The 14939-nt window shown below is 57.2% G+C and carries 10 protein-coding genes; 7 read left to right on the top strand and 3 right to left on the bottom strand.

Going from position 1 to position 14939, the window contains the following annotated elements:
• Nucleotides 1–3 precede the first annotated feature (3 nt).
• From FND52_RS06210 to FND52_RS06200, 3 genes are read right to left on the bottom strand one after another with little or no spacing between them, the layout of a single operon-like run.
• A complete protein-coding gene (locus tag FND52_RS06210) occupies nucleotides 4–804 on the bottom strand; it encodes a dimethyl sulfoxide reductase anchor subunit family protein (protein ID WP_144130102.1) in 801 nt (266 codons plus the stop codon).
• Nucleotides 805–813: 9 nt separating this feature from the next.
• Nucleotides 814–1362, bottom strand: a complete 549-nt coding sequence (locus tag FND52_RS06205; protein ID WP_185760735.1) for a 4Fe-4S dicluster domain-containing protein — start codon at nucleotides 1360–1362, stop codon at nucleotides 814–816.
• A 2-nt stretch (nucleotides 1363–1364) separates the two neighbouring features.
• Nucleotides 1365–3698 (bottom strand): molybdopterin-containing oxidoreductase family protein, encoded by a 2334-nt coding sequence (locus FND52_RS06200; protein ID WP_144130100.1) that lies wholly within the window; start codon nucleotides 3696–3698, stop codon nucleotides 1365–1367.
• Between the two features lie 170 nt (nucleotides 3699–3868).
• On the opposite strand from FND52_RS06200, the gene FND52_RS06195 reads away from it, so the two are divergent.
• The 7 genes from FND52_RS06195 (at nucleotide 3869) to FND52_RS06165 (ending at nucleotide 14922) form a co-directional block, all read left to right on the top strand.
• The gene (locus tag FND52_RS06195; protein ID WP_125294057.1) at nucleotides 3869–4561 is read left to right on the top strand and encodes an IclR family transcriptional regulator; all 693 of its coding nucleotides are present in this window, start codon (nucleotides 3869–3871) and stop codon (nucleotides 4559–4561) included.
• A gap of 97 nt (nucleotides 4562–4658) precedes the next feature.
• Nucleotides 4659–6320, top strand: coding sequence for a Mur ligase (locus FND52_RS06190; protein WP_144130098.1), 1662 nt, complete (start codon nucleotides 4659–4661; stop codon nucleotides 6318–6320).
• A 7-nt stretch (nucleotides 6321–6327) separates the two neighbouring features.
• Nucleotides 6328–7029 (top strand): cysteine protease LapG, encoded by a 702-nt coding sequence (gene lapG, locus FND52_RS06185; RefSeq protein ID WP_341872485.1) that lies wholly within the window; start codon nucleotides 6328–6330, stop codon nucleotides 7027–7029.
• A 9-nt stretch (nucleotides 7030–7038) separates the two neighbouring features.
• Nucleotides 7039–8982, top strand: coding sequence for a cyclic di-GMP receptor LapD (lapD, locus tag FND52_RS06180; protein WP_144130096.1), 1944 nt, complete (start codon nucleotides 7039–7041; stop codon nucleotides 8980–8982).
• Nucleotides 8983–9027: 45 nt separating this feature from the next.
• Complete coding sequence (locus tag FND52_RS06175) at nucleotides 9028–9369, top strand: tryptophan synthase subunit beta (protein ID WP_125294054.1); 342 nt, start codon at nucleotides 9028–9030, stop codon at nucleotides 9367–9369.
• Between the two features lie 321 nt (nucleotides 9370–9690).
• Nucleotides 9691–13377 (top strand): retention module-containing protein, encoded by a 3687-nt coding sequence (locus FND52_RS22025; protein WP_144130094.1) that lies wholly within the window; start codon nucleotides 9691–9693, stop codon nucleotides 13375–13377.
• Between the two features lie 192 nt (nucleotides 13378–13569).
• Nucleotides 13570–14922 carry a TolC family outer membrane protein gene (locus FND52_RS06165; RefSeq protein WP_125294052.1) on the top strand — a complete coding sequence of 451 codons (1353 nt, stop codon included), beginning with the start codon at nucleotides 13570–13572 and terminating at the stop codon, nucleotides 14920–14922.
• The last annotated feature ends 17 nt before the right edge of the window (nucleotides 14923–14939 follow it).

Genomic DNA, 14939 nt, shown 5'->3' with positions numbered 1-14939 from the left:
GCCCTAAAACCAGGGCGCACCGCTCATCACGTTGCTGTAAAACAGCATCCTGCCGGCAATCTCACCGGTAAAGACCAGAGCAATGGCCAGTACGCCAGCCCACGCGGTCAGCTTACCGTGGCGCAGCATCGCAAACACCGCCACGCCGATAGCCAGGCTCGCCAGCAGTTGCCACCACAGCAGCAGGCTGGCCGCATCCGCCCCGGCGATGCGGTAGCGCCAGACCAGCGCGCAGGCCACCACCGCCACACCGACGATTACTCCCATCCGCAGCCGACGCGCCACTTCGCTGCCCCACAGATTAGCGAATACTGCAATCGAGACAAACCCCAGCAGCAGCGCGCAGCCGATAAACGCCAGCTGGGTCGCCGGGCTATGCCACAGCGGATGCAGCACCATCTGGTAATAAACCTGCGAGCTCACCAGGATCGCCGCGATGCCGGCCAGCACGGCAATCATCCCCACCAGCGTAGCGGCTCTGGCGTTGCTGTTTATCCACACCATTACCAGCCACAGCGTCGTCAGCACGTTGAGCAGGAAAAACGCCACCACTTCGCGGCTCAGCCAGGAGTGCCCAAGGCCATACAGCGCGCGCGGCGCACCCATCGGCGCGCCGAGGTGCGCGATGGACGCCAGCGAGCCGATGACCGTGACCAGCCAGACAAACAGCGCTACCCGCTTTAACACCTGCGGCGCGAATACCGGCGTGGCGCGCTGTTGCCCAATCACCACGGCCAGCAGCGCGCCAATGCCCCACTGGGTCAGCACCGTGAAAAATACCAGCGGCAGTTCGAAATGTTCCATAACTCCTCCTTACTCGTCCGCCGGAATAATCACCACGTTGGGGTGGCTGATGTTGTGGTCCGGCATGTAATAGCGCTTTTCCACCAGCGCCCAGTCGGTCTGATGCTCGGCACGCAGCTGTTCGATCTCGCCAAAGCGCAGTACGCCACCAGGGCAGGATTCGACGCAGCGCGGCTTCATCCCCTGATCGATATACTCAGCGCACATGTTGCATTTGCTGGTTTTGCCCTCTGCCGGATCGAACACCGGCGCGTTGTACGGGCAGGCCATGATGCACATGCGGCAGCCGATGCAGCGGTCATGATCCTGCACCACGATGCCGTCCGGGCGCTTGGTGTAGGTGCCCGCCGGGCACACTTTCATGCACTGCGGATCGTCGCAGTGGTTGCAGGACATGGTGATAAATCCCTGGGTATTGGGATTATCGCTGGTGAACTCGCGCACCCGCCGCCACAGCACGCCGGGCGGGTTATCGTGTTCCGACTTACACGCCATGCTACAGGTCTTGCAGCCGTAGCAGTTTTTAATGTCGATGAGAAATCCGTATTGCTTCGCCATGATTAAGCCTCCCTTTTCACATCGACCAGCGTGCTGTTACAGCAATGCCCGTTACTGAGCAAATCCACCTGATCGTTCGTCACATGGCTGCTGCTGCCGCCCTGCTGTTCCCACCAGCCGTTCTCCAGCGATACCACGCCTTTTTTGATATGGGTGGTCACGTCGGCAATGGCGCGGTGCTCGCCGCGATGGTTAAACACCGTTACCCATTCGCCGTGCTGAATGCCCCGGCGACGCGCGTCCTCCGGGTGGATCATCACGTTCGGCTTGTCGCGCTGGACTTCCAGTATCCAGGGGTTCATGCCGTGGCTGGAGTGCACGCTACGCGCCAGTTTGCGCTGTACTGCAAACAGTGGATATTTCTGCGCCAGCTCCGGCGAGCCCTTCACCGATTCGCTGACCTGCATCCAGGTCACCACCGGGGAGAATTTCTTCTGCTGCCACTCTTCGATAAACAGATTGGCTTTTTTGGTAGTGGTGCGGAACACGCCGTCCTTGAACGGTATCCAGTCCCCTTCTACCGGGCGCACCGGGCCTTTCGCCAGCATTTCGCGGGTGATGCCGGAGCCTTTCAGACAGGCGTCGATGTAGTGCTCAATCGGCTGGTTGAATACTTCGCCAAAGCCAAAACGCTCCGCCAGACGAGCGAAAATCCAGTAATCCGGTTTGGCTTCTCCGGGAGGCTCGACGGCTTTTTCCATTAGCTGCACGTAATGGCTGCGCACCCCGGCCATCAGGCTGACGTCCTCGAAAATCGTGGTCACCGGCAGCACCAGATCGGCATACAGCGCCGATGAGGTCATCAGGTTATCGGCCACCACCACGAACGGCACTTTCTTGAACGCTTCGCGCACCATATTGGTGTTGGGCAACTGCGTCATGGCCCCCATGGTCATGTTCCACCAGAACTTGATGGGGTTTGGTTTGCCCTGAACGATCCATTCACCGATCTTCGATACCGGGATCGGCGGGATTTTTTTGGCGTTCGGTGCAGGAGGAATAATCGGCGAGAACTTCGCCATCTGGCGCGCGCCGCCAGCATCGCATACCCCTGCCCCGCGCTTGCCGATGTTGCCGGTAATCAGCGCCAGGTAGAACTGGCTGGCGGCAACGTAGGTACCAAACTCGGTACGCTGAGCGCCGGACATGTTCTGGACAATCATCGACGGCGTGGTGCTGGCGTAGTCGCGGGTCAGCCGAATGATGGTGTGCCCGGGGATGTCGGTTTCCGCGCTCACCTTGTCCAGCGTCCAGGGCTTCGCCTGCTGGTAAATTTCGCTCATCACCGTGGTGAACGGGCTGTCCGGCGGCAGTTCCTCGTTGAACAGCGCCGGAACAATGCCTTCGGCGTCATGGCGCACCGGGGTTTTGCTGAGGGTATCGAACACCAGATAACTGTCGACATCCTCTGCAGACTGGCGCATCAGCTTCTGATCTTTGTCCACCAGATACACCGCGCCGGTATGGGCGCGGAGGAACGGCGCGTCGTAGCGCTGCTCCTCGACGATGATTTTGATCATCCCCAGCGCCAGGGCGATATCGGTGCCGGGCACAATCGGGATCCACTCGTCCGCTTTGGCGGCGGTTTCGTTGAAGCGCGGGTCGATCACCACGATCCGCGCGCCGTTTTTCTGCGCCTGCGCGTAGTTTTTCCAGTAGGCGTGCATGGTGACCGCCGGGTTGTTGCCCCAGCACAGGATAAAGCGACTATCGGGAATGGTGTCGCGGGTGTCGGCGTAGCGCAGTCCCAGCATTGGCGTCATTGACGCGGTAACCGCGGCGCAGCACAGCGAGCCAATCTGCTTAGTGGAGCCGCCGAGATAGTCGAAAAACGCCTTGCCCATGTCGTTCTTGATGGAGTCCATATTCCCGGCATGGGTGGTGATCAGCAGCCCCTCGTTGCCCTGTTCGGCAATGACGGTGCGGATCTCTTTTTCGATGCGATCCAGGGCTTCATCCCAGCTAATCGGCTTGAATTTGCCTTCGCCTTTTTCACCGGTACGCAGCAGCGGCTGAGTCAGGCGTTGGGGGTGATAGACCCATTTGGTACGGCTGATACCGCGCAGACAGCATTTCACGTTGAAGTCTTTGCTTGCCTCGATCTTCACCAGACGATCCTGCCAGACATAGGCCGTCAGGTTGCAGTGCAAACACTCCATCGCGCAGGTTGATCGATAGGTTTTGTAATCAGACAGTTTCAGGGGGACGCGGCGCAGCGGTTCTGCCTGCGCGGTGCCTGAGGTAAAGAAACAGGGGCTGAGCGAGGCAAGCCCAACCACACCTAGCCCTTTTAAAAGGGTTCTTCGTTTTAAACGATATTGACTCAATGCTTCCATGATGAATCCTCCAGTGGTTCACCATTAGTGAATCACGGTACACCATTAGTGTACTTGAGGATTATCAACGAATACTCATTTTAGAGTAGCTACGCATTCTGTTTCATCGTAATCGCCTGAACGCAAATGAAAGGTGGTAAACTGCCATGCGAAAATTAAGAGGCCGTTATATGACAGATAATGTACAGGGTGTGAATTCCGTTGATATCGCCGTCGCCATTCTTAATTACATCGCCAGTCATCATGGATGCGCTCGCGCCAGCGCCATCGCCAGCGGCTGCGGTTTATCGAAGAGTCGCTTACATAAATACCTGGTTTCGCTGTCGCGTACCGGCATGCTGCGCCAGGATGAAAATGGCCAGTACTGCCTGGGCGAAACATTAATTAAACTGGCCGATGCGGTGCCCGGTAATCAGGATGTCATCACCCTGGTGAACCCGGTGCTGTGCGATTTCCGCGATCGAATGAATTACTCTACCGGCGTCGCCATCCCAACGTCAGAAGGCCTGGTGCTGCGCCACTATCACCGCAGTTTTAAAAACGTGGATATCGACTTTCTCGACAACACCCCGGTGCCGCTGGATGCCAGCGCCGCGGGGCTGATTTTTATGAGCTACGGCGTTTACCCTTCTCCCAGCGTGGAAGAGCGTGTGCAGATTGAACGGGTACGCCAGCAAGGCTACGCGGTACGCTATAAACCTACCCACGGCATTCCCGGCGCGCAGTCCATCGCCTGCCCGATCCGCGACAGCCACGGGACGCTGGTCGCCATCGGCGTCACCATGGGCTTTTTTGAAAATGACGACGAGATTTACCGGGTTGCCCAGGAATTAAAAAGCGCATTGAGTCAGATTCGTTTATAGCGGACATATTTGAAGAAACCGCGTTGTGTTATAACTTCCATCAATAATGAATGAAAACAGATATTCCCCCTGACTTTCGGCGCGACAAGGAGTAACCGTGTCATTAAGTGATTTACTGGATCAGGCACGTTCGGCTATTGAACCGTGCGTCAGCGCCCTGCCTGCGCCGTTTCCCGCTTATATCCTGTTTTTCAGCGCCTCCACGGGGAAGGAACGCGCAGACATTCATATTGCGCGCGGCGCAACGTTTACTGACGCCTGGCTGGATGGCGCAGCGGCGCTCCAGCGTTTACGCCAAAAAAATGACAAACAGTTTATCTGGCTGCGCATTGATGCAGTAAATAAACCCGAAGCGCTGCGCTGGAGCGAATTAAAAGAAAAATTAAGCAAAACCAAGCGCAACTATTTCCGCTTCGGCCTGAGTTTTGACAGCGACTTTACCCACGCCATCCTGGAACAGGAAATTAATGCCAACGCGTTGCTGTATCAGGGAACCGAAGGCGTGGCCACGCCTAACGCCGTCAATCTGGCACACTACTCCCGCTATCGTTACGGAATAAAACTTGAATGGCCGCAAAGCGATGAGCACGTGCTGTGGCGCTTTACCACCCGGGGCGTATTCTGCGAGGGGGATAAATGCTATTCGCTGACTCCTCAGGGCCGTCATTCCGGTTACCGCCAGTTATTACGCTGGCAACAGTCGCTGGAGCCAATGATCCACAGCGCCACCGATTATCTGGCACGCCAGGTGAAAAAATCGGGCCGCTACCATTACGGCTGGTTTCCCTGTTTTGACCGCGCCATTCCAACTTACAACACCCTGCGCCACGCCAGCTCGACCTACGCGCTGCTGGAAGGCTGGGAAATTACCCGCGATGCCGCGCCTTTTGCGGCCATTCAGCGGGCGCTACAGGATCTCTCGGGCGAACTGATAAAAACCTATCCCTTGCCGGACGGCGGCGAGGCCGATTTCCTGGTAGATACTGGCGAAGAGATCAAACTCGGCGGCAACGCGGTGACGATCCTGGCGATGGCGAAATACACCGAGCTGACCGGCGACCGGCGTTATGTTGAGCAAATGATCCGGCTGGCACAGGGCATCGCCTTTATGCAGCGCCCGGAAACCGGCGGTTTTGTGCATGTTTTGCACGCAGCGGATTTATCCCTTAAAGCCGAACAGCGGATTATCTATTACGACGGTGAAGCCGCGTTCGCCCTGATGCGGCTCTACGAGCTGACGCAGGATCCGCAGTGGCTCAACATCGTCGAAAAAGCGGTGGATCATTTTATTGAACAGAAGCACTGGCAGGCGCATGACCACTGGCTGAGCTACTGCATTAATGAACTGACGCGCTACCGCCCGCTGGAGCGCTATTACCAGTTTGGGCTGGATAACGTGCGCGACCATCTTGATTTTGTGCTTAACCGGGTAACCACTTACCCGACGCTGCTGGAGCTGATGATGGCAGCGTCGCATATGATTGCCCGGCTTGCTGAATCTGAGCATCGCCACCTGCTGGAGGGTTTCGATCTCGACAAATTCAATCTGGCGCTGGAAACCCGCGCCCGATACCTGGCAAACGGCTTTTTCTGGCCGGAACTGGCGATGTTCTTTAAGAATCCGGCGCGCATCGTCGGCAGCTTTTTTATTCGCCATCACAGCTACCGGGTGCGCATCGACGATGTAGAGCACTATCTGTCCGGCTATGTTGCGTATTACAAATACCGGCATAGCCTTATGACGCCACGTAACGGTTAATCACCTGATGACCGCTATTTTCTCAGCGCTTCCCGGAGCCCGCTGGCGGCGAAGCGGCCTGCCCTGCTGGCTGGCCCTGCTGCTGATGCTGTCGCCGGGGCTGGAAGCAGACTGGGATTTCGTCGCCATTGATAACAGCACCCAACGGCTGTACGGCGTCGCCACGCCGCAGGCGCAGCGGCGCATCGACGAATGGGCAGCGCTGTTGAAAAAGCCGCCGCAAGGCGACGTGCGGGAAAAACTTCGCCAGGTGAATCAATTTTTTAATCAACGTCTGGAATTTAAGGACGATATTGTGGTGTGGCGTCAGCAGGATTACTGGGCGACGCCCATCGAATTTTTGCGTAAAGGAGCCGGCGATTGCGAAGATTACGCCATCGCCAAATATATCACTCTGCGCGAAATGGGGGTCCCGGCGAGCCAGTTGCGGATCACCTACGTTAAAGCGTTGCAATTAAATCAGGCGCATATGGTACTGACCTGGTATCCGACCCCGAATGCCATTCCGTTGGTGCTTGATAATTTAAAAGACGCAATATTACCCGCTACCCAGCGCCCCGATCTGCTGCCGGTTTATTCCTTCAACGGTGAAGGAATGTGGCTGCCGCAGGCTGGCAGCAATAAACGCGTGGGTGACAGCAAGCGTCTTTCCCGTTGGCAAGATCTTCTGACTCGAATGCGTGCAGAAGGATTTGTGATTAATGAATAGGAAGTAGCCATGTCCCTCTATAAACAGCTACTGATTGGCATTTGTCTGTTCACGTTGGTGATTTTTTGCGGGAATTTTTTCGTCTCGCTGGAAAGCTCGCGTGAACAATACCGAAACCAGTTAAGCGCTCATGCTCAGGATGCCGCCACCGCGCTGGGCGTCTCGTTAACCGCCAATATCGACGACCCCACCATGGTGGAACTGATGGTGAGTTCGATTTTCGATAGCGGTTATTTTTCCCGCATTCGGGTTATTGATATTAAAACCGGCCAGATCATTCAGGAACGCAGCGACGCGCCGCAAAGCGCCGATGTACCGGGCTGGTTCGCCGATTTGGTGCGTATCAACCCGGGCCAGGGCGATGCCATCGTGTCGCGCGGCTGGGAGCAGGTAGCGCGTGTGGAAGTGGTCAGCCATCCGATGTTCGCGCTGAGCCGGCTGTGGGACAACACCATCGGCAGCCTGATCTGGCTGATTAGCTGTAGCGTGCTTGGCCTGCTGGGCGCGATGCTGTTGCTGCGCCGCCAGCTGCGCCCGCTGAACTATATCGTCGAACAGGCCACCGCCATCAGCCGCCGCGAGTTTCTTAATCTCCCCGCCCTGCCGAAAACGCCGGAGTTTCGCCGGGTGATTGAAACCATCAATATGATGGTGACTCAACTGAAAGCGCTGTTCAACGAGCAGGCCCAGCGCACCGAAGCGCTGCGCCAGGAGGCCTATCACGACAGCCTGACCGGCCTGAGTAACCGCCGCGCCTTTGATATCCATCTGCAATCGCGCCTTAGCGATGAAGAAAACGCCTCAGGCCACCTGATTCTGATCCGCTTGCAGGATCTGATGGGCCTCAACCAGCGCATGGGCGGGGCCAAAACCGATGAGCTGCTTAAAGCCGTGGCGAAAATTTTACTTAACGTCCAGCAGCGATTTTTCCACGGTGACGGGCTGCTGGCCCGGGTGCGTGGCGGGGAGTTTGCCCTCGTCGCCCCAACCATCCTCCCTCAGGAGATGGAAACGCTGATGGGCACCCTGGCGTCGCAGTTTAAAACCCTGCATGAGACCGGCCTGAGCGATGTCACCCCGGTGGCCCACTTTGCGCAGACGGATTTCTACTATGGCGACACATCGCAGACGGTACTGGTCCGCGCCGATAACCTGCTGGCGATGGCAGAGACTGAGATGAGCTATTTCGCCAGCCAGTCCCGGGCGCTGGCGGTCATCAACGGTGACGATCACCATACCTGGTATAACCGGCTGGCGTCGGTGTTGCAGTCAGAGTCTTTCGAGCTGTACTCGCAGCCGGTTTACCAGTGCAACTCTCAACAGGTGGTGTTACATCATAAAATTTTGGCACGCATCAAAGCGGAAAACGGGGAAATTATTCCAGCGGGACGCTTTATGCCGTGGATCCACCGTCTCGGCCTGGGCAAGCGCATGGACCAGGTGATGCTGAAGCAGACGCTGCGTGAAATGGCGAAATCGCAGGATAGCGTTGCCCTGAGTATCAGTGGCGAAAGCGTCGCCGACGACGCCAGCCTTGATGCGCTGCTCAGCCCGTTAAAAAGCGCCCCGCAGCTGGCTTCGCGGCTGACGCTGGAACTGGATGAAAATGAACTGCCCGACCCGGAGCGCGTCAGCGCGATTATGTCCAGGCTGAAAGAGGCGGGCTGTAATCTGGGGATCCAGCATTTCGGTGGCCGCTTCCATCTTATCGGCAACCTGCCGCAGTGGGGGCTGGCGTGGATTAAAGTGGACGGCAGCTACATCCGCAATCTGAACAAAGAAGAAGACAAGAAACTATTCATCCAGGCTATATATTGGGCCACGCGGCAGATCAATTTACCGCTGATCGCCGAGCGCGTTGAAACCATGGGCGAGCTGGCAGAACTGGAAAAAATCGGCCTTTATGGCGCGATGGGGCGTTTCTTTGGCGACGCAAGCACGCTGCGCCGTTAACCACTTACGATAACGGGCAGCGCAGGTTACCCGACAGGAGCGAATATGCACTATATCGAACGGGATGCCACAGGACGGATCGTTCGGGTGGCGGTAGCGCCTTTCGTTGGAATGACGGAAGAGCAGCAGCACACCACGCCGGAAATTGTCGAATGGCTTAAAAAGCAGGATGCGCGTACCGCCACGCTACTTCAGTTGCAGCGCAGCGACCTGGAAATGGTTCGTGTGCTGGAAGACTTAATTGAAGTCTTAATGAGTAAAGGCGTGATCAGTATTACTGACCTTCCGCATGCCGCTCAGACTAAATTAATGAACCGCGCCCAGGCGCGCCGTCAATTAAGCGGTCTGGAAGGATTAATTAACGATGATGATGAACAGTTAATTTAACTTAGGTAATTGTAGGAATATTGTTAATTTATTTTTATTATTTATCACGCAGCTACTAATTATGGTGGGTGGCTAAAACATATTCATGCCAGGCCCTTATTCAGTGGGGCCTGACTGCTCACGTTCCCTTTGCTAAATGATTTAATCCTTGAATATATCGCCCAAAAAGCGGTTTAATATCCCGGTTAAAACATCGTAAATCATATTTTATCATTATGGTCATTTTCATAAGCAATGCTTACTGATGTCCCTTCAGATTAATCACGTGCACAGCATAAAGGGACCCTCTAACAAAAATAAAAAATAGCGAAGGAAGTTCATATGAGTGGAGTAGTTGGCCTGGTTAAGGCAGTCATAGGACAAGTTTTCGTTGTTTCCCCCGATGGAAGCCAACGCCTGTTAATTGAAGGCGACAGAATATTTGAAGGCGAGCAAGTTCTTACCGGCGCAGCAGGCGCGGTAACCCTTTCTCTCGCTGATGGTAAGACTCTCGATCTTGGCCGCGATACCGTATGGGATGCGAATGGCATCACCCTTCCTGCGGCCAGTGAACAATCCGACGTCGCCGCGCTACAGCAAGCGATTGCCGACGGTATGGACCCGACCCAGACTCTCGACCCAACCGCAGCAGGCCCGCAAGCAGGCGCAAGCGGCGGCGGCACGCCTGGCGCAGGCGGCGCGCATACCCATGTTGTGCTCGATCTGACTGGGGAAATTATCGACCCCAACGCGGGATATCCTACTATCGGCCTCGACTTTCCCGACGACGCGCCAGTAGAAGAATTCACGTTATTGGATGCTGGTGCGGCTGAACAACCTGCTGCAAACCCGGATAACAATGCGGGTACCGATCCGACGGAACCGACAGAGCCAACGGACCCTACCGATCCTACGGACCCAACAGATCCGACGGACCCGACCGATCCGACGGACCCAACGGATCCGACAGACCCTACGGACCCAACAGACCCGACGGACCCAACGGACCCGACCGATCCGACGGACCCAACGGACCCAACCGATCCGACGGACCCGACGGACCCGACGGACCCAACAGACCCGACGGACCCGACGGACCCGACGGACCCAACGGACCCAACGGACCCAACCGATCCGACGGACCCGACTGGCCCAGATGATGGTGATGCAGACGCCGATGCAGACGCTGATGCGGACGCTGATGCGGATGCCGATGCCGATGCGGACGCGGATGCCGACGCTGATGCGGATGCGGATGCCGATGCCGACGCGGACGCTGATGCGGATGCCGATTCGGATGCCGATGCCGACGCAGATGCGGACGCCGATGCGGACGCTGATGCCGACGCGGACGCCGATGCCGATGCCGATGCGGACGCTGATGCAGACGCCGACGCCGACGCAGATGCGGATGCCGATGCGGATGCTGATGCCGATTCGGATGCAGACGCCGACGCGGATGCAGACGCTGATGCGGATGCCGATGCGGACGCAGACGCTGATGCAGACGCCGATGCGGACGCCGACGCTGATGCCGACGCCGATTCCGATGCAGACGCTGATGCAGATGCAGATGCCGACGCTGATGCAGATGCCGATTCGGATGCAGACGCTGATGCGGACGCAGACGCAGACGCTGATGCCGACGCTGATGCCGACGCGGATGCAGATGCCGATGCGGACGCCGACGCTGATGCGGACGCCGATGCGGATGCCGACGCTGATGCGGATGCGGATGCCGACGCTGATGCCGATTCGGACGCCGATGCGGACGCAGACGCGGATGCCGACGCAGACGCTGATGCTGATGCCGATGCGGACGCCGACGCTGATGCCGACGCGGACGCGGACGCGGACGCCGATGCCGATGCCGATGCAGACGCCGATGCAGATGCAGATGCAGACGCCGATGCCGATTCGGACGCAGACGCCGACGCCGATGCAGACGCTGATGCAGACGCGGATGCCGATGCGGACGCAGACGCTGATGCCGATGCGGACGCCGACGCCGACGCCGATGCGGACGCTGATGCGGATGCGGACGCCGATGCAGACGCTGACGCCGATGCGGACGCTGATGCAGACGCTGATGCAGACGCTGATGCAGATGCTGATGCTGATGCAGACGCTGACGCAGATGCCGATGCTGACGCCGACGCCGATGCTGACGCTGACGCTGATGCGGACGCCGACGCCGACGCTGATGCCGATGCGGACGCAGATGCAGACGCTGACGCGGACGCCGATGCGGACGCAGATGCCGACGCTGACGCCGATGCCGACGCAGATGCCGACGCTGACGCCGATGCGGACGCAGATGCCGATGCGGATGCAGACGCTGACGCCGATGCGGACGCCGACGCTGATGCCGACGCCGATGCGGATGCAGACGCCGATGCAGATGCGGACGCAGACGCCGATGCGGACGCGGACGCCGATGCTGATGCTGATGCTGATGCTGATGCCGATTCGGACGCTGATGCCGACGCTGATTCCGACGCCGACGCCGATGCCAATATCAAACTCGACGTCTCAGTCACGGTATCCCAGACCGAAGTCACTACCGGCAGCAAAATTATTCAGGTTAACGGCGGTAGCGGCAATCCGGATGGCTTCGATATTCAGGATGGTAAGATCGTTGCTATCGGTTCCAACGTGCGCGTGTGGTTAACGCCCGACAGCCCGTATAACGGCATCGTAGGTGATACTCCGCCGACATGCGCCGATCCCGCTAACCAGATCAAGTATTACGATCAGTCCGGCAACGCGAACTCCAATTCGAGTAAATACTCGGATATCTTCGTGGTTGGCGACAAAACGGGTGGCTTCTACAAGCAGAGCGACTGGACCGGCGGCAAAGAGGATTTCAGGCCATTAAACGGTATCACCGGTAACCGGGGTGACGCTGGTCAGGTCGGTAAAGATTATATCTTCGTTAAAGGCGACAGCACTGACTATAAAGTCACTTCGTCTTCAAATAACAATGCCAATAGCCAGGACAACACCTACGATGGGTTAAAGGTCACCGATAGCCACGGCAAAGGGCTGTACGGCAACTCTAACCAGATAGAAGGCGTGATCTTCGGCGACGGTGGCTCTACGACCAATCCCGGCACCACTACCACCGTTGTAGAAACCAAAGTTCAGCAGGTTTCGCTGAATGTTGACCTTAACCTGTCCAGCGACCATAACGCCGAACAGCTGACGCAAATCAAGCTCTCCGGTATCCCGGAAGGCGCGAAAGTCGTGGTCTCCGATGGCAGTATGGTGAGCTATAAAGATGGCACCTATACCATCGACCTGCACAGCCCAACCTTTAAAGGGACTATCACAGTTGAGCTGGAAAAAGGCGTCGATCATCTGGGCGAGATCAAGATGGAGGTAGATTCTACCGCCAGCGAACACCACGACACCCACTTCACCTTTGATGGCGAAACCGGCGAGCAGACCAACGTGCCTGAGCCTGAGATGATGTCCAGCCGGATGATGTTGGTGGACCATGATGGTGCAGATACCGATACTCATGACAGCGCGACGGAACACGACGCGCAGCATGATGCCGCGACGCCAGCCGAAGACCATGCCGCGCCAACGCTGCTGGTGGTTGAAGATGATATCAGCCTCAACCACATCGACAGCGGTCAGGGCAGTACGCCAACCACCGCGTTGACGCCGCAGCCTGACGCCTCACTCAGCAATCTGCTGGGCGATATGGAAGAGACGCATGTGGATACGGCGGATACCGCTCCTGCGCAAGCCAGCCCTGCGGCGGTCCCTGACACCAGCAGCGGCGCGGAACCTGTCGTGCTAAGCGAAGTTCTGGCCGATACCGATAACAGCCAGGATCTGAGTTCGCTGATTAAGGTGGTCGAGCAAGGCAACGGCACCCAGACTGTGGATGACGCGGCCCAGGGCCATGCCACTCCGGTTGCTGAAGTCGCGCCGGTCGATCCTGCGGCGGACAGCTACCATGGCGGCGATGAGTCGCTGATGGATAGCCTGATCGCCAAACCGGACCCCGTGTCGTAAATGTAAATATGGACATCCCTCGCGGCGCTCTGCGAGGGATGTTTTCCTGATGATCGAATATAACGTTATTTAAAGCGTCCTCTCTTCTTCAGTTAACGATCAAAACGTTAACTGCGGCGAGGGCTTTTTGGATAAAAACGCTCTGTTATTGCTTATCCAACAACAGGGAATAAGTACTACAAAGGAAGAATCATGAATTACCGCAAGAACTTAATGTTAGGGCTCACGCTGCCTCTGATGACATTAAGCCTGGCTCACGCCACCACTCTTGAAAATGCGATCAAACAAACACTGGCTTCCCATCCCGAAATTAGCGCCTCCGCCAACAGCCGTTACTCTGCTGAACATGATTTGCAGGCGGCAAAAGGCGGCTATTTACCGACGTTGAATCTTGAGGCAGGCACCGGCTGGGAGCAAACCGATAACGCGACGACCCGCGCGTTAGGCGATCACAAGCGTGACCTGAATCGCAGCGAATCAAGCATTAACCTGCGCCAGAATATTTTTAACGGTTTCGCCACCACCAGCGAAGTGGCGCGCCAGAAGGCCACCGTGAACTCCCGCGCCTATAACGTGATGGATACCAGCGAAACCACGGCATTGCAGGTGGTGCAGAGCTATCTCGATGTGCTGATGCGCGAAAAAATGGTGGCGCTGGCCCAGGAAAACCTGACCAACCATGAACGCATTTTTGATCAAATCACGCTGCGTACCGAGCAGGGCGTAGGCCGTCTGGCGGATCACGAGCAGGCAGAAGCGCGTCTGGCCCAGGCGCGCAACAATCTGCTGACCGAACAAACCAACCTGGAAGACGCGCGCGCCAATTACCAGAGCGTCACCGGGATGGAAGCGGAAAATCTGACCCTACCGGCGAAATTCGCGGTGCCCGCGTCACTGGAAGAAGCCCGTAAGATCGCGCTGGACAACAGCCCGCTGTTGAAACTGGCGGATTCCGATATCGAAGCCACCCGGGCGCAGTACGAAGCCGCCAAATCCCGCTTTTACCCGGAAGTGAATGTGGAAGTGGGCCGCACCATGGATAACAACATTGACGGAACGCGCGGTCACAACCAGGAGTGGCAGGCAATGATGCGCATGCGCTACAACCTGTTCAATGGCGGCAGCGATAAAGCCACCCTCTCCTCTTACGCTTACCGCACCAAAGAAGCCCAGGACGTGAAGCGCAATGCTCTGCGCCGGCTGAATGAAGAGCTGCGCCTGTCGTGGAACGCCCTGCGTAATGCAGAACAGCAGGTGCCGATCGCCAAAGAGTACGCCGATCGCAGTATGACGGTGCGTACCGCCTATCAGGAGCAGTTCAGCCTGGGGGATCGTTCGCTGCTGGATATGCTGGACAGCGAAAATGAAGTTTTCAGCGCCCAGCGCCGATATGTAGAATTGCAGTTTGTTGAAATGTTTTCGACCTACCGCATTAATGCGCGGATGGGCGAACTGTTGAAATCCATGTCGATTCAACCGCCGACTGCCGCACAGCCGCTGGACGGACAACAAACCACTCAGGCGGACTTACCCGATCTTCATTAAGACGAACCGGTAACCCA

It is taken from the genome of Atlantibacter subterraneus (assembly GCF_007570865.1).
Classification (GTDB): domain Bacteria; phylum Pseudomonadota; class Gammaproteobacteria; order Enterobacterales; family Enterobacteriaceae; genus Atlantibacter; species Atlantibacter subterraneus.
The sequence above is the reverse complement of the archived record's forward strand: the minus strand, read 5'-3'. Positions and strand labels throughout refer to the sequence as shown.